This window comes from Mycobacterium sp. 852002-51971_SCH5477799-a (genome assembly GCF_001667145.1).
Lineage (GTDB): Bacteria > Actinomycetota > Actinomycetes > Mycobacteriales > Mycobacteriaceae > Mycobacterium.
In genome coordinates this window covers 90,538-111,127 of the sequence record NZ_LZIF01000039.1, presented here as the reverse complement: position 1 = coordinate 111,127, position 20,590 = coordinate 90,538, and the positions used below count along the sequence as shown (strand labels likewise).

Below are 20,590 nucleotides of genomic sequence, written 5' to 3'. Positions count from 1 at the left end.
CCGTCCGGCGGCCCGGATTCAGTCGTCCTCGGCCTCGCCGCCCGCCAGCGCGTCTTCGATTCTCTTGCGGGCGCCAGCTAAGTGCTCCTCACAGCGTTTAGCCAGCTGTTCTCCTCTTTCCCACAGTTTCAGCGACTCATCCAGATCCAGGCCGCCCTGCTCAAGCACCCGGACGACTTCGATCAGCTCGTCGCGGCACGCTTCATAAGCCAGTTGACTAATAGGTGTAATGGATTCGCCCCCCTTTGGGGTGGGATCGTTCCCGCCGCTGGTTTTACCCGCCATCGCTGCGTCCCTCGCTCACCGCGGCCACGGCGCCGTCGGCCACCCGCACGCGCAGCCGGGTGCCGGCCGGTGCGTCGTCGACCGAGCGGAGCACGCGGTTCGTCGCCCCGATGGCTTGCACGACGGCGTAACCGCGGGCCAGGGTGGCCGCCGGCCCCAGCGTTGCCAGCCGGGCGCTCAGGTGGCCGACACGTTCGGTCTCGGTGGCGGTCAGCCGGATGATGTCGCGGCGGATCGCCGATTGGGCGCGGTGAACCTCGTCGGCGCGCGCCGTCAACGCCGCCAGCGGCTCGGCCAGCACCGGGCGGCTGCGTATCTGGGCCAGCGCCCGTTGCTCGCGAGACACCCAGTTGCGCAAGGCCTGCGCGCTGCGCCGGCGCAGGTCGTCGATCAGCCGCTGCTCGGCGGCGGTATCGGGCACCACCTGCTTGGCCGCGTCGGTGGGAGTGGCGGCGCGTAAATCGGCGACCAGATCGCACAGCGGGTTGTCGGGTTCGTGGCCGACCGCGCTGATCACCGGGGTGCGGCAAGCCGCGATGGCGCGACACAGCGTCTCGTCGGAGAACGGCAGCAGGTCCTCGACGCTGCCCCCGCCGCGGGCGATCACGATGACGTCGACTTCGGCGTCGCGGTCGAGTTCGCCCAGCGCCTCGACGATCTGGGCGACGGCGCCTGCGCCCTGGACCGCGGTGTTGCGCACCGCGAAGCGCACCGCGGGCCAGCGTGCGGCCGCGACGGTTGTCACGTCGCGCTCGGCCGCGCTGGCACGGCCGGTGATCAGTCCGATCTTGTTGGGCAAGAAGGGGATTGGTCGCTTGAGGCGAGGATCGAAAAGCCCCTCGGCGTCCAGCAGCCGGCGCAGCCGATCGATGCGGGCCAGCAGCTCGCCCACCCCGACAGCGCGAATCTCGGTGAGCCGCAACGAGAATGTGCCCCGGCCCGTGTAGAAAGACGGCTTGCCACGCACCACCACCTGGGTGCCTTCGGCCAGCTTCACGGGCGCGTCGAGCACGAGGTCGCGCGGGCACGTCACGGTCAGCGACATGTCGGCGGCCGGGTCACGCAGCACCATGAATACGGTTTTGGAGTCCTGCCGCATCGAGATCTGGGCAAGCTGGCCCTCGACCCAGACGGTGCCGAGCTTGTCGATCCAGCCAGCGACCCGGATGGCCACCGCGCGCACCGGAAACGGGTTCTCGGCGGAGTTCGGTTCGGAGGTAACGGCCGGGGTCACTTCGCGTTCGCGCGGGTGATCCTGTTGGCGAGCAGCGTCTGAAAGGGTGCACGGCCCTTAGTGGCCTGCTCGTAGGCCAGCAGGGCTTCGAGGTCGTCCACGCTCAGCGATTGCAGGCGGGCGCGCAGCTGGGCCAGCGTCAGCGACGAGTAGTCCAGCTCGGTGACCACCTCGGGTTGCGCAACCGCGGCGTTGGCGGCCGGCTTCTTCGATTGGCGGGCGGACTTGGTCAGGGCGCTGGCGTCTTCGTGCGCGTCGGCCACCGAATACAGCGCGAACCGGCCCTCGGCCCTGCGCTCGCCTTCGCCGCCGTCTTGCACCGGGCTGAAGGCACTGTCGATCGCCTCGCTCATGTCCTCGTCGAATGTCGCCCATTCCGGTTTCTCATCCTTGGGCGGGAAGATCGATTCGAGGGTGCTGTCGCCCTTGATCGCCAGCTCGGCGAGGTTCTGCTGGAAGCGCATCACGATGTGCGCCGCCTGGCTGGCCAGTGTCATCGGGTACATCAGGATGGTTTTCGGCAGCCTGATCGTCTCCTCGACAGCGACCGTTGCCGCGCCGACCAGCAGCCGAACTCCATACGGTGCAGTGCCCATGGGTCCAAGATTGCCCTAAGCGGCGGCTAACTCCAAGCCCACCGGCGCGAGCTGGCAACCCTGTGTAGGCAGTCAGTACCCTGGACGACATGCCGCCGACTATCGACATGGGGATTCCCGGCGCGGTGCGATCGGTAGCCAGCGACCCAGTCCGTAAGCGAGTGCTCCTGGCCGAACCGCGCGGGTACTGCGCGGGCGTGGACAGGGCCGTGGAGACCGTGGAACGCGCATTGGAAAAGCACGGTCCGCCGGTCTACGTGCGTCATGAGATCGTGCACAACCGCCACGTCGTCACCACCTTGGAAAAGGCGGGTGCCGTGTTCGTCGAGGAGACCGACGAGGTCCCCGAGGGCGCCATCGTGGTGTTCTCCGCCCACGGTGTCGCCCCTACGGTGCACGCGGCGGCGGCCGACCGGAACCTGCACACCATCGACGCGACCTGCCCTCTGGTGACCAAGGTGCACAACGAGGCCAGGCGGTTCGCGCGCAATGACTACGACATCCTGCTCATCGGCCACGAGGGCCACGAGGAGGTCGTCGGTACCGCCGGTGAGGCGCCCGACCACGTGCAGCTGGTCGATGGGGTCGCCGCCGTCGACAGCGTGACGGTGCGCGACGAGAACAAGGCGGTGTGGCTGTCCCAGACGACGCTGTCGGTCGACGAGACGATGGAGATCGTCGAGCGGCTGCGGCAACGGTTCCCGAAGCTGCAGGATCCGCCCAGCGACGACATCTGCTACGCGACCCAGAACCGGCAGGTGGCGGTTAAAGCGATGGCACCGGAGTGTGAGCTGGTGATCGTCGTCGGGTCCCGCAACTCGTCGAATTCGGTGCGGCTGGTCGAGGTGGCGCTGGGTGGCGGGGCCGCCGCCGCGCACCTCGTCGACTGGGCCGACGACATCGACCCGGCGTGGCTGGAGGGCGTCACCACGGTGGGCGTCACCTCGGGGGCGTCGGTGCCCGAGGTCCTGGTGGAGGGGGTGCTGGCGCGACTCGCCGAGTGCGGTTTCGAGGTGGTGCAGCCGGTCACGACCGCGCAGGAGACGCTGGTGTTCGCACTGCCGCGCGAGATCCGGTCCGTTCGCTGATCAGCGCAGCGCCTCAGACGTCGTACTCCCAAGATTCGGCGGGCGATCGCCCGGGTGTCCGCGAGCGGCTTCGGCGCTCACTGTGCGGCTCGCGCGGCGGGTCTTGCGAGCCCGCCCCGCGGTAACGCACCTGCGAGATGGGGTGATGGGTCCCGTTGGAGCCGGAGGACGGGGGTCGCCGGCGCCTCGGTTCGTAGGACGGCTGGTACGGCTCGCGGCGCTCATAGCGACTTCCGTAGTTCGTGCCGCTCGGCGGGTCATACCTGTCACCGTAGGACTCGAAACCGTCGAATCGGCTGCTCCGCGGGGTTGGCCGCTCGTAGGGATCGCGGCGCGCGCGCGGTTCGCGGCGGGCTTCCCGGGGTGTTTGGCCACGCGAATCGGGATCGGCGTCCGGCCGGGGTCGGCGGCGTGACCGCCGGGGCGGCTCGGTGGCGTCGTAATCGCGGGCCGACGCGGCGTTGCGCCGGGTGCTGCGCCGGGGACGCTCGGGCCGCTCGAGCGGTTCGGACGCCTCGCCCAGCGGCTCGCGTGAATGCCGGGCGCGGGCCCGGGCCGAACGCGTGGCGGAGCGGGTGGTGCGTGTCGTGCGGCGGGACCTCGACGAAGAGCCCGACGTGCGACCGCGGCGGGCGGTGACGTCGGCGTCGTCGTCCTCGTCGTCATCGGACTGCAGCACCGACTGCGCTTTGGCGACGATGCCGTTGAAAAAGGACTTGACGTCGACACCCGCGGCCGGCGAAGCGTCCTCGGAGGCATTCGCCGTGGTGTGTGTCTTGTAAGCGTTTCCGACATACCAGCGGGCCAGCCCGATCGCCAGCACGCCGCCGGCGGTGCCCAGCATCAGCGGGAAGCGCTCGATCAGCGGGTAGCCGCAGTTGATCAACAGGTCCTTGAGCCGGCCGACCTTGGCGTCGTGGAACAGCCAATAGGCGCCCGGGACCGCGGCGAACAGGATCAGCGGCGGTTGGATGATCGTGGTGAAGATGCCGTCCTGGCGGACCGCCAAAACCGCCGCCACGCAGCCGGCTATATAGAAGCCGGCGAAGACGTGGGTCAGCTCCTTGTGACCAGCGTCGATGCCGTAGCCGATGGCAGTCGCGGTGACGGCGATAAGCAGCGCTGCGTACCAGGGGACGCCTGGGATATTTGGGTGGATCGAACGGTGCGCACCCTGCACCGTCGAACTTGCCCGCTGTGCTGACACATGTAGACCGTACCGGGAATGGGCCGAAAGGCCCGTAAATACCTCGTAGCGATCCTGGGCGTGTACTCCCGGAGTGCACGCCGGCAAAGACCAATGGTCCCCGGCGCCGGCCGCCGCGAAGACCCCTAGACTTGGTTCCCCGTGAGCCTGAGCCTGGGAATAGTGGGTTTGCCCAACGTCGGCAAGTCGACTTTGTTCAACGCGCTGACCCGGAACAACGTGGTGGCGGCCAACTATCCGTTCGCGACCATCGAGCCCAACGAGGGCGTCGTCCCGCTGCCCGATCCTCGGCTGGACAAGCTGGCGGAGATGTTCGATTCGGAGAAGATCGTGCCGGCGCCGGTGACGTTCGTCGACATCGCCGGAATCGTGAAGGGCGCGTCCGAGGGTGCCGGGCTGGGCAACAAGTTCCTGGCCAACATCCGCGAGTGCGACGCGATCTGCCAGGTGGTGCGGGTCTTCGCCGACGACGACGTCGTGCACGTCGATGGCAAGGTCGATCCGGGGTCCGACATCGAGGTGATCGAGACCGAGCTGATCCTCGCCGACCTGCAAACCCTCGAAAAGGCGGTCCCGCGGCTGGAGAAGGAGGCCCGCAACAACAAGGACCGCAAGCCGGTGCACGAGGCGGCCGTCGCCGCGGAGGCCGTGCTCAACTCGGGCAAGACGCTCTTCGCCGCCGGTGCCGACACGTCGCTGCTGCGCGAACTGAACCTGATGACCACCAAGCCGTTTCTGTACGTGTTCAACGCCGACGAGTCGGTGCTGACCGACGACGCCCGCAAGGCCGAGCTGTCGGCGATGGTCGCACCTGCCGACGCCGTGTTCCTGGACGCGAAGATCGAGGCCGAACTGCAGGAACTAGACGACGAGTCCGCCGCCGAGCTGCTGGAGTCGATCGGCCAGACCGAGCGCGGGCTAGATGCGTTGGCACGGGCCGGTTTTCACACCCTAAAATTGCAGACCTATCTGACGGCGGGCCCAAAAGAGGCGCGCGCGTGGGTGATTCATCAGGGCGACACTGCGCCGAAGGCCGCCGGGGTGATCCACACCGATTTCGAAAAGGGCTTCATCAAAGCCGAGATCGTCTCCTACGACGACCTGATCGCCGCGGGTTCGATGGCGGCGGCCAAGGCGGCCGGCAAGGTCCGCATGGAGGGCAAGGACTACGTCATGGCCGACGGCGACGTGGTCGAGTTCCGTTTCAACGTCTAAGGTCGGTCCCTTTCGGTCGACGTCGAAGGTCGGCCTCGATCGAATCCCACAATCGTTCGCGAAGTTTCAGGCGGCGGCGTGGGCGATCAGCAGATGCGGTGCGTTGGCGTTGTCACTGATCTGACGGTGTTCCACTGTGAGACCGGTGCTGCGTAGCGTGTCGATCACGTCCGGCACCGGACGAAGGTGAAAGCCGTGTCCCGTAAATGGCAGTTTTGCCATCACATCGGGGTCGGCAAGTCCGATGACGAGTCGACCCCGGCTGTTTATCACCCTGGCAAGCTCCGTGAACGCTTGGTCGAGCTCCGCGACGAAGTAAATGGTGTTGACGGTAATGGCGCCGTCCAATGCCCCATCGGGAAACGGCAATTGCGTGATGGACCCGGAATGCAAAGACAGCCGCCCGGTTGCGATGTCGCGCCGGTAGCGTCCTGCGGCCTGGCGCAGCATCGTCTCCGACACCTCGACACCATGAACACTGCCCGACGGACCGACACGGTCAAGCAGAAATTTCAGCCCCACTGCGCCACCGAATCCGACATCGGCCACCGCCGATGCTTCACCAGGTTGCAGCGCTCGCGCGGCGGCGCTTACGAAGCGCCGGTTGCCCCGATTGAGCGCCGCACCTACCAGCCGCCCGCGCAGACCACTTGGATGGCCGAGCTGCTTGGCAATACCCGCCATGACCGCGTCCCGGGCCCCCATCTGACGACCGTAGAGCACGGACACTGATGGGGCACGGCTTTTTAGCTGAAGTGACGGCTGGGTAGGCGACGAGGGCGTCCGGTCGGCGGAAGAATATTAGGGCGACTCGGCCGGACACCACTCGCGGATGCCGCGTAGCGGGCACGCCTTCGACGCACGCTCGCACGATGATCTATCGCTGGCTGGTGCGTAAGCAGGCGGCGGCGGGCTGGCAGCGGTTATCAGAGCAGCGTTTCGACGAAACGCCGTTGGCGGACGACACCCGCGGTGCCTATTTTGGTCGGGTCGCTTGGGCAAAGGTTGTCGAAGAGGTCATCTTGCCCGACACGAAAGCGCTCGTGGATGCCCTCGAACAAGCGCGGCAGCCTCGGGCTGATTGAGCGGCGACCTGGTGGAGTTGCGTTCGCACGTCTACGGACGACCTTCGCCTGCCCTGGAAAAGGTACGGCCGTGCCAAAATCTGGTTGCGCAATCGATACCGATTCGCATAACTTAGGGATGGGTCAAGTCACACGTACGGGCCGATGTGGCACACATCCCAGCATTAGGTGTGAGGCGGTCACGCATTCTGCGACCGACCTGGACGAAGGAATAGCTCGTTGTCAGCAGAGATACGGCCCGCGCGGCCCACAAATCTTGCGCTCGTAAAGAACACGCCGGTCGCCGCGGCCGAGAACGACCGCGCTTGGGTTTCGAGGGCGCTGTGTCGGGGAACAGATCCGGACGCACTCTTTGTGCGCGGTGCCAAGCAACGTGAGGCTACGGTCATCTGCCGTCGCTGCCCGGTGATGAGAGAGTGCGGGGCCGAGGCCCTCGACAATAAGGTCGAATTCGGCGTATGGGGCGGCATGACCGAGCGCCAGCGCCGGGCTCTGCTCAAGAAAAATCCTCAGGTCGCCTCGTGGACGGAGTTTTTCGACAAGCGCAACGCCGGCTCGGTCGGATAGCAGCTGGGCGCGCCGCTGGAGGCAGATCGGGACTTGGCGGGCTCCGAAGTCCCTAACGCTTTATCAGCGGTTCGCGTTGACGCTAGAAGCCGGCCGGGCCTGGCGAAGACGGTGCTGGCGTCGCATGACTGCCGAGCAGAACCGTTCGGGCCGAATGATCGCCGCACCGATTGCAGCCTGGCTTTGCGGGCGGGAAAGTTGTCGGAGGCCGCGTTTAGCATTCGGTGCTCAGACACGCACCGGGTAAGCGCGAGGGAGACCGCATGAAGTTCATTTCCACCCGAATCATCACGGCCGATGTCAGGCGGCTCGTGGGTTTCTACGAGATGGTCACCGGCGTCTCCGCGATTTGGGGCAACGAGCTGTTCGCCGAGATTCCGACGGCGGTCGGCACGCTGGCGATAGGCAGCGACAAGACCGTTCCGTTGTTTGGGGCCGGGTCCGCCGAGCCGGCGGCCAACCGCAGCGCCATCGTGGAGTTCATCGTCGAAGACGTAGACTCCGAATACGAGCGGCTCCGCGAGCACGTGGCCGAGGTCGTGACGACGCCGACGACGATGCCCTGGGGAAACCGCGCGTTGTTGTTCCGGGATCCGGATGGAAACCTGGTCAACCTGTTTACTCCCGCGACGCGGGAGGCACGGGCCAAGTTCGGAGTGTGAGCATGGCGCTTGCGGATCCGAATTACTACTTGCCGGGATCGCTGTCGAGGGAAATTCTTAGGAGATGGCGACTCTGAAGCGAGCGGTGCGGTGGTCGACGACCGTGATGGTGGGCGGGGCGGTGGCGCTGTCCGCTTCGGGCCTTGCCGGCGGCACCGTCGCGCAGGCGGCCCCAGCCCCGCCGCCCGCCGGTCATTGGTGCCCGGGTGATCCATGGAACCCAGCCTGGGGCAACGTCTCGGACTGGGACTGGCATCAGTGCCACGACTGGCAACACCCGGGCGGACCGTCCGCCCCGGCGGGGTGGGGGCCATGGGGACCTCCGCCGCCATGGGCTCCGCCGCAGCCACCTCAGCCGGCCTGGGCGCCCGGGGCGCAAATGATGTGGAACCCGACCGGCGCCGGGAACTGGGGAATCTGGAACAACGGGGTTTGGACTCCGCTCTGACCAAGATCGCCGACCGCCGGGAAACGGCCGGCGACAGGTACCCGCGGCCGGTCGAATGCCCGACCACCCAGCGTTACGGGGAATCTCGTGGCCGCTGAGGATGCCTGGGTCCGCGCGCTCGATCAGCGGGAGAGGCGCTCAGCCGGTGCGAGGCCGACCTGAGACGACGCGAATTTCAGGCGAGCAGAAGAAACGCGAGCGACTGCAGCGCGTGGACGAACGGGAAAGCGGGTGCGAGCCCGCGCAAAGCGCGAGCAGGCTTGACGTCGACCGTGAGACGGCGCAAAGCGAGCGAGGGCGCGGCCCCGCTTGAGCGGTATCCGCTGGGAAGCGCCCGTGGGAGGCCGCAGAGCCGACACCTGAATCGCATGTATTTAGCTGCGGAAAATATACCGGCGCGTTATAAGTTTGCTGCATGTGCGGCGCACGTCATTGATCGCACAGCAAATGACCTGCGCCACAAATTTTGGTTTACGACAATTGCCATTGCTAGCCTCGCTGCCCATGGTCGTAATTGCAACATTGATGTCGTTGATCAGTCAGGTCTCCGGCACGCCCTATATCTCCGGTGGAGATTCGCCCGCCGGTACTGATTGTTCGGGGCTTGCGTCGTGGATTGCGAATGCGGCGACTGACAGGCCCGTTTTCGGGAGCCGGTTCAACACCGGAAATGAAGAGGGTGCATTGCTGGCTCGCGGCTTCCAATATGGAACCGCTCCCAACGCCGTGGTCATCGGCTGGAACGGCGGCCACACCGCGGTGACGCTACCGGATGGAACGTCCGTCTCCAGCGGAGAACGTGGTGGCGTCCACATCGGCGGTGCGGGCGCCTACCAGGCCGGATTCACTCATCACATGTTCCTACCGGTGGCGCCGGACGCACCGCCCCCGCCGGACGCTCCGCTGCCGCCCGCGCCGGATGCTCCGCTGCCGCCCGCGCCGGACGCGCCTCCCCCGCCGGATGCGCCTCCGCCGCCAGCACCGGACGCACCGCCGCCGCCGGCGCCGGATGCCCCGCCGCCCCCGCCGGCCGTTTTGATCGACGCTCCGGCGCCGGCGGATCCTCCGCCGCCGGGCGCCTGAAATTCCTTTATTCCGGAAACGCTGGAATTGCGGATAAATAACAAATAGAGCGCAGAATTTCTCGCCACAATGGGGGGCATTTCGCGCTGTAGGCACCCCGACCGGCGTTTCATGGGGCAGTGAAATACCACTGCAAGCGATTGATTTGTGAGCTACGCCACTGGCGACCGGCACCGTGGTGCGGCAAGAGTGTGCTCATGTGTCGTTTGTGACGCATGAGCACACTTTGCTTCAACCATTACCCAAGCGAATTACGCGTGCGGCGTTGGCCGTCGGAACGCCGCCCCGGTGCCCACCCAGGCCGGATAGGCTGGCGCTGCCCGCGGAGACCGGGCGGGCGCAACTGGGAGCAGCGAATTGAGGCGGGGCCGCAATGATCTTCATCGTCGTCAAGTTCGAAACCAAACCCGAGTGGACCGACCGTTGGCAAGAACTCGTCGCATCGTTCACAGCGGCGACCCGCGCCGAGGACGGCAATCTGTGGTTCGAGTGGTCACGCAGCCTAGACAACCCGGCGGAGTACGTCTTGGTGGAGGCGTTCCGCGACGACGAGGCGGGCGGCATCCATGTCAAGAGCGACCACTTCAGGCGCTTCATCCACGAGCTTCCGCAGGCGCTGAAGTCCACGCCCAAGATCATCAACCAGACCATCGATGCGACGGGCTGGTCGGAGATGGGCGAGTTGGCGGTCGACTAAACCCTCAACTAGTCGACCGTAATCTCGATTTCGTCGCCCAGGGCGTATCCCGGGGTGAGCGGGAGGTCGTCGCCACTCCAGAACGAGCCCGGGTCGAAGAAGTTCGAGTACTTCTCCGTGGTGAGCAAGCCCATCTCCTCGTAGGTGATCGCCACCGTCTCCGCGCAGTACGCCACTTCCAGGCCCAGCCGCTGACGCTCTTTGCGTCGCTCCGTCGATTCTCGAACCTTCTTGTCCACCAGCGGGATTCCCCGCACCCAGTCGTAAGCGTTCGGCAGCCGGCCACGCAGCCAACGGCCGGTCAGGCGCATGGTGGTGGGGAACGCGGTGCCGTCCATCCGGGCGATCACGCGCATTAGCTTGTTCTCTTGCTCGCGATTGGCCGGTGGCGTGAGCTGTCGTAGCCAACACCGTTGGTGGTAGCGCTGCGACCACTGCAGCACGGATTGCGCAAGATCGTTGAGTTGCACGCCACGATGATTCGTTCCGGTCCACAGGTCGACGAGCTTGTCACCCAGTTCGGCGTGCCAGATCAACGGCGGCAAGTCGTCGATCGCCACCGTCATGCCGACGTGGTTCACCGGGCTGTTGGTCAACGTCTGGATCGCGCGATCGGGGCCCGAACCGCCGCGAAACAGCCACAGATCACCGGTCCTGGTCTCGTCGAGCGCCTGGTTCAAGGTGAGCATCTTCGTGTAAACCCGTTCGCCGCTACAGTTTTCGCCAATGTCGTCGCAATAACGAGCCCGACGACAGAAGACGCTCGACGCGTCACCGTACGCTGCGGGCACACAAGTCAATCACAACCGGGACATGACCACTCGGCGGCGCATAGCCTGGTGCTATGCGCAATGTGTGGAAGTGGGTGGGACTGGCCGGTGCGGCCGGCGTCGTGACCGGGGGCGTGCTGGTGGTTCGAGATCAACGCAAACGACGTGCATACACCGCCGATGAGGTCCGGGACCGCCTGCATCAGCGGCTGGCCGAATACAACGGGGAAGGCGCTTAGCCCGAATCTGAATCGGCCGGGGCCTCAACGGCGAACAACCTGTAGGTGCCCGAAAATCCCTTCAGCTCCACATTGCGCCCGCCGTCGAACCGGATGCCATCGGAATCGGAAAGCGCGTCTCGCACCGGCTGACTCACCAGAATCTGGCCACCGACCGCTTGTGCGGCGACGCGGGCGGCCATTGCGACGTTGCGGCCGAACAGATCATCGCCGCGGCGCACCGAACGGCCCATATGGATGCCGATCCGAACGCGAATCTCCTCGTGCCGCTTGCGGTTTGCTTCCCTGCGTAACGCGCGCTGCAGGTCCATACCGCAGCGCACCGCTTCCTCGGCTCGAGCGAACGCGATCATGAATCCGTCGCCCTGACTCTTGACCACGTGACCGTGCCTTCGCTGCACCAGGTCCGAGACCAGCTTGTCGTGCGAGCTGATCAGTTTGACCCATGCCCGGTCACCGATGCGCTCATTGAGCGCCGTGGATTCCTCGATGTCGGAGAACAGGATCACCACCCGGCCGTCCGGGGTGACACGGGCGAGGTCGGGTCGCTCGACTTCGGCCCAGTCCGCCAGGTCTTCGATGCTGCTGCGCACCACCGCGCCGAAACCTTCCTTGCGCATCAGGTTGGCGGTGTTCCACACCCTTTTGACGGCCTCGCGACCACCCGACAACAGCTGAGTGCGGGCATCGACCCGCTGTCGCATCTCGTCGAGCTCGTGCTGACTACGCACCAGCAACCGCCACAGCACGATCAGCGCGACACCTTCGATGGCTGCAATTCCGGCCAAGATGTAGACCGTGAGGTGCAGCGGCTCAGCCATGCCGGCCATCCTTTCAAGACCGCGGTGTAGTCAGGTTGTCGGCCCTATTGGCAGTGTCTAGTGTTGACTCCGCCAGCCGCGGGTAGTGATCTCAAAGGAGCCGGATCAGGTGACTTTCGGGAGGAGCGGTTTTGGCCGAGGACGACACTAGCCCATCTGACCTGCTGGTGATCTTCGGAATCACCGGTGATCTGGCCCGCAAAATGACCTTCCGGGCGTTGTATCGGCTCGAGCGCCGCGAGATGCTGAACCATCCGATCGTGGGCGTCGCCAGTGACGACATCACGATCGAGCAGCTGCAGGATAGGGCGCGCGACGCCATCAAGGCGTCGGGCGAGGCGTTCGACGAAGCCGTCTTCGACCGGCTGGCGGACCGGCTGTCTTATCTGCACGGTGACGTCACCGACGCCGGTCTCTACAAACAACTCGCCAAAAAGATCCCTTCGGACTCCCATCCGCTCTACTACCTCGAAATGCCGCCGGCCTTGTTTGCGCCCATCGTGGAGAATCTGGCGCACGCCGACCTGCTGGAGCGCGCGCGGGTGGCGGTGGAAAAGCCGTTCGGTCACGACCTGGACTCGGCGCGCGACCTCAACGAGCGGCTGCGTGCGGTGCTCGATGAAGACCAAATCCTGCGTGTGGACCATTTTTTGGGCAAACAACCCGTCGAAGAACTGCAATACCTGCGGTTCGCCAATCAAGGGCTCGCCAAGCTGTGGGACCGCGACAGCATCTCCGAGATCCATATCACGATGGCTGAGGACTTCGGCATCGAAGACCGCGGCAAGTTCTACGACGCGGTGGGCACACTTCGCGACGTCGTGCAAAACCATCTGTTGCAGGTGCTTGCCCTGGTCGCCATGGAGCCCCCGGTCGGCCCGGCGCCGACGACCTGAACGACAAGAAGGCCGAGGTCTTCCGTGCGATGCCGGCGCTGGATCCGGAGCGTTGCGTGCGCGGGCAGTACCGCGGCTACACCGACGTCGCCGGTGTGGCGAAGGATTCCACCACCGAGACCTACATCGCGCTGCGAACCGAGATCGACAATTGGCGCTGGGCGGGGGTGCCGATATTTCTGCGGGCCGGAAAGGCGTTGCCGGAGAAGGTGACCGAGGTCCGAATGTTCCTGCACCACGTCCCCGGATTTTCGTTCCTGCCCAACCGCCGGCCCCCCGAGTGCAACCAGATCGTGCTGCGCATCGACCCCGATCCGGGGATGCGGCTGCAACTCTCCGCCCAGGCCGGCGATTCGTGGCACGAGGTTCACCTGGATTCATCGTTCGCCGAGGATCTCGGCGAGCCGGTCCGGCCCTATGAGCGGTTGCTCTACGCCGCGTTCAACGGAGACCGCCAGTTGTTCGCTCGCGAAGATGCCATCGAAGAGACGTGGCGAATCGTGCAGCCCGTGCTGGACAAGCCGGGCCGCATCCACGATTACGACCAGGGCTCGTGGGGACCCGAGGCCGCACAGGCGCTGGTGCGGGGTCACCACAGCTGGCACGAGCCCTGGCTGCCGCGCAGCAAGCCCACCGAACAGTAAGGAGACACCCACGATGCAGCTTGGGATGATCGGCCTCGGCCGAATGGGCGCGAACATCGTCCGCCGCGTCGCCAAGGGCGGACACGAATGCGTTGTCTACGACCACAACCCCGATGCGGTCAAGGCGATGGCGGGGGAGGAGAAAACCACCGGGGTGGGCTCGCTGAAGGAGCTCGCCGAAAAGCTCACGGCGCCGGGGGTCGTCTGGGTCATGGTGCCGGCCGGCACCATCACGACGGGTGTCATCGAGGAACTGGCCAAGACGCTGGAGTCGGGTGACATCGTCATCGACGGCGGCAACTCCTACTACCGCGACGATATTCGCCATGCGAAAACGCTGTCGGACAATGGCATTCACTTACTCGACTGCGGCACCAGCGGCGGCGTGTGGGGCCGCGAACGCGGCTATTGCCTGATGATCGGCGGCGACGACGAGGCTTTCCTGCAGGCCGAGCCGATCTTCGCCACCGTCGCGCCGGGCGTCGACGCCGCGGCGCGCACGCCCGGTCGCGATGGCGAGGTCGACCGGTCGGAACAGGGCTATCTCCATTGCGGACCCTCCGGCGCCGGGCACTTCGTCAAGATGGTGCACAACGGCATCGAGTACGGCATGATGGCCTCGCTCGCGGAGGGGCTGAACATTTTGCGCAACGCCGACATCGGCATGCAGGTGCAGGAGGGTGACGCCGAAACCGCGCCGCTGGAACACCCCGAGTTCTATCAGTACGACTTCGACATTCCGGAGGTCGCAGAGGTGTGGCGGCGCGGCAGCGTCATCGGGTCTTGGTTGCTGGATCTGACGGCGATCGCGCTGCACGACTCGCCCGACCTCAAGGAGTTCTCCGGGCGGGTCTCCGACTCCGGGGAGGGCCGGTGGACCGCCATCGCTGCAATCGACGAGGGCGTCCCCTCGCCGGTGCTGACCACCGCGCTACAGTCCCGCTTCGCCTCGCGTTCACTGGACGACTTCGCCAACAAGGCGCTCTCGGCGATGCGCAAGCAATTCGGCGGGCACGCGGAGAAGCCGGCGAACTAGCGGCGGTTGACGAATGCGACCACCGCGTCGCTGAACGCGTCGTTGTCGTCGCCGGCCGCGGTGTGCCCGGCGTTGGACAGCTCGACGAACTCCGCGCGCGGCACGGTGGCCAGGAAGTGCCGGACGCCCTCGGGGCTGACCACGTCGGACAGCTTGCCGCGGATCAGCAAGACGGGGATCGTGAGGTTCTTGGCGGCCTGTTCGAAGCTCTCGGTGCGCAGTTCTGGATCGTCGCCGGGCTTGGTCATGAACGCGGGGTCCCAGTGCCAATACCAGCGGCCGTCGCGCAGGCGCAGGTTCTTTTTCAGCCCCTCGGGGCTGCGCGGCTTGCTTCGGTAGGGCAGGTAGGCGGCGACGGCGTCGGCGGCCTGCTCCAGCGAGTCGAAGCCGTCGAGGCCGCTGAACATGAAGTCGCGGATGCGGGCGCTGCCGCCCTTCTCGAATCGGGGGACCACGTCGACGAGCACCAGCCGGGTCACCCTCGCGGGGCCGGCCCGGTGCGCGGCGAGGATGCCGGTCAGCCCGCCCATGCTGGCCCCGATGATCGTCACCGGCCGGCCGATCGCGTCCAGCACCCGCATGACGTCGGCCGTCAGCGTCTCGACCTCGTAATCGGCGTCGGGAGAGCGTGCGCTGTCTCCGTGTCCCCGCGAATCCAGCGCCACCACGTGCAGCCCCTCGTCGGCCAGCGTCTGGCCGGTGTTTTTCCAGGAAAACCGGTTCTGGCCGCCCCCGTGCAACATCAGAATGCTGGGTCGCCCGGCGCCGTCGGAGCCGCGGTTCCATTCGTCGGCGACCAGGGTGATCTTGTTCGCGCCGGCAAACTCAACCGTCTCGGGACTGCTGCTGACGGTACTCATGCGATCTGACGTTACATAGGCCGGTTAAGCACTGTCCCGCGGGTGGACGACGCGGTGAGTTTTCGTCGGCGCAGTGGTCTATCAATGGCAGAAACCAACGAGCCATCAAGGAGGCCGCGGACATGCCATCGATCACCCCGTCGTTGTGGTTCGACGACAACCTGGAGGAGGCTGCCAGGTTCTACACCTCGGTGTTCCCCAACTCCCACATCGAGGGCTTCAACCAGACCACCGACGCCGGACCGGGCGAACCCGGCACGGTCCTGTCCGGCAGTTTCGTGCTGGACGGCGCACGCTTCATCGGGATCAACGGCGGTCCGCACTTCCAGTTCAACGAAGCGGTGTCCTTCACGATCCATTGCAAGGACCAGGACGAGGTCGACTACTACTGGGACCGGCTGACCGACGGCGGCGAGGAATCGCAATGCGGCTGGTGCAAAGACCGCTTCGGGGTGAGCTGGCAAATCGTGCCGGACCGGCTCTACGAACTGATCAGCGATCCCGATCGCTCGCGGGCGGCGGCGGCTACCAACGCGATGTATGGCATGCGCAAGATCATCATCGCCGAGCTGGAACAAGCCGCCGCGCTGCAACGGTGAAAAACGCTGGTACAGCGATGGTTTGATCCCCCATCGACGACGGTCGGTGCGTCCCCCGGCCGCACAGGTTAGGTTGATCCCTGCGGAGGCGTCGAGCAGGGAGTGAACATGACTGAACCAGGCTGGATCGACGTGACCGGACCCGCCGGGGACCTCAAGGCCCTTACCTGGGGGCCGAAAGACGGCCCCATTGCGTTGTGCCTGCACGGCTTCCCCGACACCCCGTACGGCTGGCGCAAGGTCGCCCCCCGGCTAGCCGAGGCGGGATGGCGGGTGGTCGCGCCCTTCATGCGCGGATACGCACCGTCGTCGATCCCGGTCGACGGCAGCTATCAGGTGGGCGCGCTGATGGACGACGCCCTGCGGGTGCGCTCGGCCGCAGGCGGCACCGAGAACGACGTGATCATCGGCCACGACTGGGGCGCGATGGCCGCGACGGGCTTGGCGGCAATGTCCGACAGCCCGTTCGCCAAGGCGGTGATCATGTCGTTGCCGCCTTCCGCGGCATTCCGTCGGCGCGGCGGGTTCACCGATCGCGTGCGGCTGCTCAGCCACCTGCCGGGCCAGCTGCTGCGCTTTTGGTACATCTTCTACTTCCAATTGCCTTGGCTGCCTGAGCGTTCCGCGTCCTGGGTACTGCCGCTGCTGTGGCGGCGGTGGTCGCCGGGCTATCGCGCCGACGAAGATCTGCGGCACGTCGACGCCGCGATCGGCACGCCGGAAAGCTGGCGGGCGGCGCTGGGTCCGTACCGGGCCATTATTCGGAACACCCCGCCGCCGGCGAGGTACGCCGAGTTGAACCGGTTATTCACCCAGGCGCCCGTGCTGCCGTCCCTGTACCTGCATGGTCGCGAAGACCATTGCATGACACCGGCTTTCGCGCGCTGGGCGGAAAAGGTACTGCCAGCCGGCAGCGAGGTCGGCGTCGTCGAACACGCCGGTCACTTCCTGCAGCTCGAACAACCCGACAAGGTGGCCGACCTGGTGCTCGGGTTCATCGGCTCTACCGGCTGACACCGTGGGGCGGGTCGTATCGGGACAGCGGATGGCGGCCGTCGATGCGCAGTTCTACTGGATGTCGGCCAAGATCCCTAGCGATGAGTTCTTGCTCTACGCGTTCGACGGTGAGCCGGTTGATTACGCCGGCACCCTCGCGCACCTCTGCCGGCGGGCCAACGCCGAACCGGCGCTGACGATGCGAGTGCGGGACCGGGGCCCCCTGCGCTACCCGCAGTGGATACCGACGAATGTCACACCCGAACAGGTGGTGCGCCACGATCTCGCCGAGGACACCTGGGACGTCGTCCTGGCGACCGTCGCCGGCCTCGCCGACGACCAACTGGACGTTCGCCGGATGGCTTGGCGGCTACACGTTTTCGCCCCCGTCCGCGGCGTTCCGGGCGCCGGCGGGCCGGGAACCGTGGCAGTGTTGCAGGTCGCGCACGCGCTGGCCGACGGCGCCCGCTCGGCGGCACTGGCGGCGTGGTTGTTCGGCCGGCCCGACCCCGTGCCGGAGGTGCCCACCCCACGCCCGGGTTTCCTACCCTGGCGGGCCGCTCAGGCGGCTCGGACCCATCGCCGGCTGGAGCGCGACATCCGCGCGGGCCTGCTGGTCGCCGGGGCCGGGCCGCGTCCGCTGCTGCCGACGAACGCGCGTCCCGACGGCGCCCGCGCGGTACGCACGTTGGTGCGACACCGTTCGCAGCTGCGCGGTCCCACCGTCACCGTCGGCCTGCTCAGCGCGGTATCGCAGGCCCTGTCCACTCTGCTTGGCGAGCAATCCGATTCGCTGGGGGCCGAGGTGCCGATGGCCAAACCCGGTGCACCGCAGGCGCACAACCACTTCGGCAACATCGTGGTCGGGCTGTACCCCAAGCTCGCACCGGACGCGCGCGCCGAGCGGATCGCGGCCGACCTGGCCAACGGACGGCGCCGCTTCGAGCACTCGGCCACCCGGGCCGCCGACCGCGCGTTCGCGGCGGTGCCGGCCGGGCTGCTGCGTTGGGGCATCGGGCAATTCGATGTCCAGGAGCGCGCGACGCAGGTGTCCGGCAACACCGTGGTATCCAGCGTCAACCGTGGGCCGGCCGATCTGAGCTTCGGTGGTGCCCGCGTGGTGCTGACGTCGGGATACCCGGCGCTGTCGCCGATGATGGGACTCACACACGGGGTGCACGGCATCGGGGACACGATCGCGATCAGCGTGCACGCGGCGGCGGCGGCCCTGCCCGACATCGATGGCTACCTGACGCTGCTCGACGCGGCGCTGTAGCTATTGCGCGTCGCCGGATCTGGCCGCTTCTTCGCGCGTCAGACCGACGGCGACGATCAGCTCTTCGTGCAGCTCGAACCACACCGTGTGGTAGGAGTCGATCAACGGCCGCGTCAGCCAGGCCGTCTCGCCCGCCCGCACTTTGTCCAGTGCCGCAGTCAGTTTCGTCGCGTAGGCGCTCAGCCGCGGCAGGTGCATGGCGACCGCCGCGATGATCGGCATCGTGCGGGCGTGCACGTCGTCGAGGCGGGCCAACACCGCGGCGTCGTAGTCGGCGTCGTCGTGGGTGTTTGGATCGCCGTCCGGCCCGCCCTTGAGCTGCCAATCCGTGACGAGGCGTTTGAAATCGGCGTTGACGGCGCGGAAGTCGTCGTAGGCGGCGGCGATCGCGGCCGCATCGCTGTCCGCGCGCTCCTCGGCGAGCAGCGCCGTGAGCCTGTCGCTGCCGCTGCCGGTGATCCGCAGGGTCGCGCCTTCGGTCAGCAGTCCCGCCGCGGTCAACCGCTCGACGGTCGGGGCGATGTCACCAAGCTCAGCATTCAGCGTCGCGGCCAGGTCGGTGGAACTCACCCGGCCCTTGAGCCGAACCGCTTGCAGCACCGCCAATTCCGTCATTGCTTGGTGACCGATGCCAAACGCAGCGCGGTGAGCATCACGATCAACGGAGTCGCCGAAACCACGTCGGTGCGCCCGCTGTCCAGCATGGCACGCACCGCGGTCTCGGAGTTGTCGTCCAATCGCTCGTGCTCACCGGCGGAATGCGCACGCAGCGGACTGATCCGTCGTGCGATGTCGGCCAGCTCGCGCAGTTCCGGCGTATCGTCTTCGGACCACGCGGACAGGCTCAGGTTGCCTTCGCGCACTTCGCCTTCGGCGCCGTCGACGGTGATGTCCTTGCCGGCCAGCGCTGCGGCGACTCCGTGGCCGCAGCCCACCACGGCCACCCGGCCCAGTTCGCGGCTGACTACCGCCGCATGGCTGGAGGCACCACCGACCTCGGTGACGATGCCCTGCGCGGCCAGCATGCCGGACACGTCTTCGGGGCGCGTGTGGTCGCGCACCAGGATCACCCGCTCGCCGCGGTCGACGGCGTCCAGCGCCTCGTCGACATCGGTGTATGCCTTGCCTGAGGCCACCCCCGGGCAGGCCGGCAGTCCCGTCGCTAATAGGGGTGCTGCCAAACGTATTTCGGGTTGGAGCGCGGGCTGCAGCAGGGTCTGGACGTGCGCCGGGGTCACCCGCCGCAACGTCTCCGCGTCGTCGATGAGTCCCTCGTGTCGCAGCTGCAGCGCCGAGCGCACCGCCGCCTGCGCCGAGCGCTCCGCCGCCCGCGTCTGCAACAACCACAGCTTGCCGTCCTCGACGGTGAACTCGATCTCCTGAATGTCGGAGTCCATCCGCTCCAAGGTGCGAGCGGCATCGACCAGTTCGGCGTAGACGGCCGGCTGCGCGTCGCGCAACGCAACGATCGGTTCGACGTCGACCGAGCCCGACGCCACGTCGTCGCCCTGTCCGCCGGGCAGCCATTCGCCGAATGGCTCGTTGTCTCCGGTGATCGGGTTGCGTGAAAAGAACGCTCCCGCACCCGAATTAGGTCCGCGGTTGCCGAACACCATCGCCTGCACGACCACGGCGGTACCGTGCTGATCGTCAATTCCGTAGTGGGCGCGATAGGCGACCGCGCGCGGTGAATTCCACGAGGCGAATACCGCCTCGATGCCGGCGCGCAACTGCGCGTACGGGTCCGAGGGCACCGGCTCTTGTTCGCCGACGCCCACGATGCGCCGATACATTGTCAAGAACCGTCGGCGGGTGTCGTGGGCGAACGCCGGGCTACCGCCCGCCGCGAGCGCCTGCTCGACGGCGTCGTTGATGCCGAGGTCCAGGATGGTGTCCATCATCCCCGGCATGGATTGGGTGGCCCCGGAGCGCACGCTGACCAATAGGGGGCGCTGGCCCTGCCCGAACGTGCGCGAGGTCTGGGCCTGTAGCCAACCCATCCGGTCGAGCACGTCGTCCCAGATGGCGTCCATGGTCGCCGCGGGATCGGCGAGGTAGTGCAGGCCCACCGCGGTGGTGATGCAGAACGCGGGCGGCACCGGCAGGTTGTGCCGGCGCATCGCCTCGATGCCGTGGCCCTTGTTACCCAGCAGCTCCCGCGGGTGGCTCGATGTGCCGTCCAGCAACACCACGGGGTGCTCGACAGGCGCAGACCCACGGCTGCTTGACGCATTGCGGTGGGCGCCGCCACCTCGCGCGGTGCCAGCCGTGGTGCACCCCCTTGGT

At 66.7% G+C, this 20,590-nt stretch carries 23 protein-coding genes and 1 pseudogene; 14 read left to right on the top strand and 10 right to left on the bottom strand.

What is annotated here, in order from left to right:
• Positions 1 to 18: 18 nt before the first annotated feature.
• Genes A5753_RS04070 through A5753_RS04060 form a run of 3 tightly spaced genes read right to left on the bottom strand, consistent with a single transcriptional unit; the run spans position 19 to position 2,115 of the window.
• Positions 19 to 285: an exodeoxyribonuclease VII small subunit gene (locus A5753_RS04070; RefSeq protein ID WP_067123686.1), complete on the bottom strand. Its 267-nt coding sequence runs from the start codon at positions 283 to 285 to the stop codon at positions 19 to 21.
• Positions 275 to 1,519 carry an exodeoxyribonuclease VII large subunit gene (xseA, locus tag A5753_RS04065; RefSeq protein ID WP_067123684.1) on the bottom strand — a complete coding sequence of 415 codons (1,245 nt, stop codon included), beginning with the start codon at positions 1,517 to 1,519 and terminating at the stop codon, positions 275 to 277. Before xseA ends, A5753_RS04070 begins: the two co-directional genes overlap by 11 nt.
• Positions 1,516 to 2,115, bottom strand: coding sequence for a lipid droplet-associated protein (locus A5753_RS04060; protein ID WP_067123682.1), 600 nt, complete (start codon positions 2,113 to 2,115; stop codon positions 1,516 to 1,518). Before A5753_RS04060 ends, xseA begins: the two co-directional genes overlap by 4 nt.
• 89 nt (positions 2,116 to 2,204) lie before the next feature.
• Here A5753_RS04060 and A5753_RS04055 point away from each other — a divergent pair, with 89 nt between their 5' ends.
• Positions 2,205 to 3,203: a 4-hydroxy-3-methylbut-2-enyl diphosphate reductase gene (locus A5753_RS04055; RefSeq protein WP_067123680.1), complete on the top strand. Its 999-nt coding sequence runs from the start codon at positions 2,205 to 2,207 to the stop codon at positions 3,201 to 3,203.
• Between the two features lie 13 nt (positions 3,204 to 3,216).
• Here the strand turns inward: A5753_RS04055 and A5753_RS04050 are convergent, their stop codons facing one another.
• Entirely contained in the window at positions 3,217 to 4,410 is a 1,194-nt protein-coding gene (locus tag A5753_RS04050) for a DUF6542 domain-containing protein (protein ID WP_197694577.1), read from the bottom strand.
• A 141-nt stretch (positions 4,411 to 4,551) separates the two neighbouring features.
• Between A5753_RS04050 and ychF the strand changes: the two genes are divergently transcribed.
• Positions 4,552 to 5,625, top strand: coding sequence for a redox-regulated ATPase YchF (ychF, locus tag A5753_RS04045; protein ID WP_067123679.1), 1,074 nt, complete (start codon positions 4,552 to 4,554; stop codon positions 5,623 to 5,625).
• Positions 5,626 to 5,691: 66 nt separating this feature from the next.
• Here the strand turns inward: ychF and A5753_RS04040 are convergent, their stop codons facing one another.
• The gene (locus tag A5753_RS04040; protein WP_067123677.1) at positions 5,692 to 6,354 is read right to left on the bottom strand and encodes a methyltransferase domain-containing protein; all 663 of its coding nucleotides are present in this window, start codon (positions 6,352 to 6,354) and stop codon (positions 5,692 to 5,694) included.
• Between the two features lie 143 nt (positions 6,355 to 6,497).
• On the opposite strand from A5753_RS04040, the gene A5753_RS04035 reads away from it, so the two are divergent.
• From A5753_RS04035 to A5753_RS04010, 6 genes are all read left to right on the top strand, one after another.
• A complete protein-coding gene (locus A5753_RS04035) occupies positions 6,498 to 6,710 on the top strand; it encodes a hypothetical protein (protein ID WP_067123675.1) in 213 nt (70 codons plus the stop codon).
• A 231-nt stretch (positions 6,711 to 6,941) separates the two neighbouring features.
• Positions 6,942 to 7,277, top strand: coding sequence for a WhiB family transcriptional regulator (locus A5753_RS23595; RefSeq protein ID WP_255361347.1), 336 nt, complete (start codon positions 6,942 to 6,944; stop codon positions 7,275 to 7,277).
• Between the two features lie 263 nt (positions 7,278 to 7,540).
• On the top strand, positions 7,541 to 7,939 hold the full coding sequence (locus tag A5753_RS04025; protein WP_067123671.1) for a VOC family protein: 399 nt from the start codon (positions 7,541 to 7,543) through the stop codon (positions 7,937 to 7,939).
• A gap of 64 nt (positions 7,940 to 8,003) precedes the next feature.
• Positions 8,004 to 8,387 (top strand): hypothetical protein, encoded by a 384-nt coding sequence (locus A5753_RS23590; protein ID WP_082971161.1) that lies wholly within the window; start codon positions 8,004 to 8,006, stop codon positions 8,385 to 8,387.
• 504 nt (positions 8,388 to 8,891) lie between these two features.
• On the top strand, positions 8,892 to 9,470 hold the full coding sequence (locus A5753_RS04015; protein WP_067123667.1) for a glycoside hydrolase: 579 nt from the start codon (positions 8,892 to 8,894) through the stop codon (positions 9,468 to 9,470).
• 373 nt (positions 9,471 to 9,843) lie between these two features.
• The gene (locus tag A5753_RS04010) at positions 9,844 to 10,167 is read left to right on the top strand and encodes a putative quinol monooxygenase (protein ID WP_067123665.1); all 324 of its coding nucleotides are present in this window, start codon (positions 9,844 to 9,846) and stop codon (positions 10,165 to 10,167) included.
• An 8-nt stretch (positions 10,168 to 10,175) separates the two neighbouring features.
• On the opposite strand, the gene A5753_RS04005 is transcribed toward A5753_RS04010, so the two are convergent.
• Positions 10,176 to 10,856, bottom strand: coding sequence for a guanylate cyclase (locus A5753_RS04005; protein ID WP_067123663.1), 681 nt, complete (start codon positions 10,854 to 10,856; stop codon positions 10,176 to 10,178).
• A 155-nt stretch (positions 10,857 to 11,011) separates the two neighbouring features.
• On the opposite strand from A5753_RS04005, the gene A5753_RS24510 reads away from it, so the two are divergent.
• Positions 11,012 to 11,176, top strand: coding sequence for a hypothetical protein (locus A5753_RS24510; protein WP_197694576.1), 165 nt, complete (start codon positions 11,012 to 11,014; stop codon positions 11,174 to 11,176).
• On the opposite strand, the gene A5753_RS04000 is transcribed toward A5753_RS24510, so the two are convergent.
• Positions 11,173 to 12,006 (bottom strand): adenylate/guanylate cyclase domain-containing protein, encoded by an 834-nt coding sequence (locus A5753_RS04000; RefSeq protein WP_067123661.1) that lies wholly within the window; start codon positions 12,004 to 12,006, stop codon positions 11,173 to 11,175. The two genes, A5753_RS24510 and A5753_RS04000, sit on opposite strands and share 4 nt — an antisense overlap.
• Before the next feature lie 122 nt (positions 12,007 to 12,128).
• Between A5753_RS04000 and A5753_RS03995 the strand changes: the two are divergent.
• Together A5753_RS03995 and gnd are read left to right on the top strand one after the other, a co-directional pair.
• Positions 12,129 to 13,537 (top strand): annotated as a pseudogene (locus A5753_RS03995) (glucose-6-phosphate dehydrogenase).
• A gap of 13 nt (positions 13,538 to 13,550) precedes the next feature.
• A complete protein-coding gene (gnd, locus tag A5753_RS03990; protein ID WP_067123659.1) occupies positions 13,551 to 14,573 on the top strand; it encodes a phosphogluconate dehydrogenase (NAD(+)-dependent, decarboxylating) in 1,023 nt (340 codons plus the stop codon).
• Here the strand turns inward: gnd and A5753_RS03985 are convergent.
• Positions 14,570 to 15,433, bottom strand: coding sequence for an alpha/beta fold hydrolase (locus A5753_RS03985; RefSeq protein WP_067123657.1), 864 nt, complete (start codon positions 15,431 to 15,433; stop codon positions 14,570 to 14,572). The two genes, gnd and A5753_RS03985, sit on opposite strands and share 4 nt — an antisense overlap.
• A 122-nt stretch (positions 15,434 to 15,555) precedes the next feature.
• On the opposite strand from A5753_RS03985, the gene A5753_RS03980 reads away from it, so the two are divergent.
• The 3 genes from A5753_RS03980 (at position 15,556) to A5753_RS03970 (ending at position 18,304) form a co-directional block, all read left to right on the top strand.
• Positions 15,556 to 16,032 carry a VOC family protein gene (locus A5753_RS03980; protein ID WP_067123656.1) on the top strand — a complete coding sequence of 159 codons (477 nt, stop codon included), beginning with the start codon at positions 15,556 to 15,558 and terminating at the stop codon, positions 16,030 to 16,032.
• 108 nt (positions 16,033 to 16,140) lie between these two features.
• Positions 16,141 to 17,046, top strand: coding sequence for an alpha/beta fold hydrolase (locus tag A5753_RS03975; RefSeq protein ID WP_067123654.1), 906 nt, complete (start codon positions 16,141 to 16,143; stop codon positions 17,044 to 17,046).
• Positions 17,047 to 17,077: 31 nt separating this feature from the next.
• Positions 17,078 to 18,304 (top strand): WS/DGAT domain-containing protein, encoded by a 1,227-nt coding sequence (locus A5753_RS03970; RefSeq protein WP_067123652.1) that lies wholly within the window; start codon positions 17,078 to 17,080, stop codon positions 18,302 to 18,304.
• Here the strand turns inward: A5753_RS03970 and A5753_RS03965 are convergent, their stop codons facing one another.
• The gene (locus tag A5753_RS03965) at positions 18,305 to 18,919 is read right to left on the bottom strand and encodes a hypothetical protein (protein WP_067123650.1); all 615 of its coding nucleotides are present in this window, start codon (positions 18,917 to 18,919) and stop codon (positions 18,305 to 18,307) included. It abuts the gene before it with no gap.
• The gene (locus A5753_RS03960; RefSeq protein ID WP_067123648.1) at positions 18,916 to 20,496 is read right to left on the bottom strand and encodes a pyruvate, phosphate dikinase; all 1,581 of its coding nucleotides are present in this window, start codon (positions 20,494 to 20,496) and stop codon (positions 18,916 to 18,918) included. The genes A5753_RS03965 and A5753_RS03960 overlap by 4 nt, the downstream gene beginning before the upstream one ends.
• Between the last annotated feature and the right edge of the window lie 94 nt (positions 20,497 to 20,590).

Coding starts and splice junctions, on each gene's coding strand:
- A5753_RS03985 (WP_067123657.1), bottom strand. CDS start 15,433: ATGAGTACCGTCAGCAGCAGTCCCGAGACGGTTGAGTTTGCCGGCGCG.
- A5753_RS04015 (WP_067123667.1), top strand. CDS start 8,892: ATGGTCGTAATTGCAACATTGATGTCGTTGATCAGTCAGGTCTCCGGC.
- A5753_RS24510 (WP_197694576.1), top strand. CDS start 11,012: ATGCGCAATGTGTGGAAGTGGGTGGGACTGGCCGGTGCGGCCGGCGTC.
- A5753_RS04035 (WP_067123675.1), top strand. CDS start 6,498: ATGATCTATCGCTGGCTGGTGCGTAAGCAGGCGGCGGCGGGCTGGCAG.
- A5753_RS03970 (WP_067123652.1), top strand. CDS start 17,078: ATGGCGGCCGTCGATGCGCAGTTCTACTGGATGTCGGCCAAGATCCCT.
- A5753_RS04005 (WP_067123663.1), bottom strand. CDS start 10,856: ATGCTCACCTTGAACCAGGCGCTCGACGAGACCAGGACCGGTGATCTG.
- A5753_RS04010 (WP_067123665.1), top strand. CDS start 9,844: ATGATCTTCATCGTCGTCAAGTTCGAAACCAAACCCGAGTGGACCGAC.
- A5753_RS03975 (WP_067123654.1), top strand. CDS start 16,141: ATGACTGAACCAGGCTGGATCGACGTGACCGGACCCGCCGGGGACCTC.
- A5753_RS03965 (WP_067123650.1), bottom strand. CDS start 18,919: ATGACGGAATTGGCGGTGCTGCAAGCGGTTCGGCTCAAGGGCCGGGTG.
- A5753_RS04070 (WP_067123686.1), bottom strand. CDS start 285: ATGGCGGGTAAAACCAGCGGCGGGAACGATCCCACCCCAAAGGGGGGC.
- A5753_RS04025 (WP_067123671.1), top strand. CDS start 7,541: ATGAAGTTCATTTCCACCCGAATCATCACGGCCGATGTCAGGCGGCTC.
- A5753_RS23590 (WP_082971161.1), top strand. CDS start 8,004: ATGGCGACTCTGAAGCGAGCGGTGCGGTGGTCGACGACCGTGATGGTG.
- A5753_RS04060 (WP_067123682.1), bottom strand. CDS start 2,115: ATGGGCACTGCACCGTATGGAGTTCGGCTGCTGGTCGGCGCGGCAACG.
- A5753_RS03980 (WP_067123656.1), top strand. CDS start 15,556: ATGCCATCGATCACCCCGTCGTTGTGGTTCGACGACAACCTGGAGGAG.
- gnd (WP_067123659.1), top strand. CDS start 13,551: ATGCAGCTTGGGATGATCGGCCTCGGCCGAATGGGCGCGAACATCGTC.
- A5753_RS04055 (WP_067123680.1), top strand. CDS start 2,205: ATGCCGCCGACTATCGACATGGGGATTCCCGGCGCGGTGCGATCGGTA.
- A5753_RS04000 (WP_067123661.1), bottom strand. CDS start 12,006: ATGGCCGGCATGGCTGAGCCGCTGCACCTCACGGTCTACATCTTGGCC.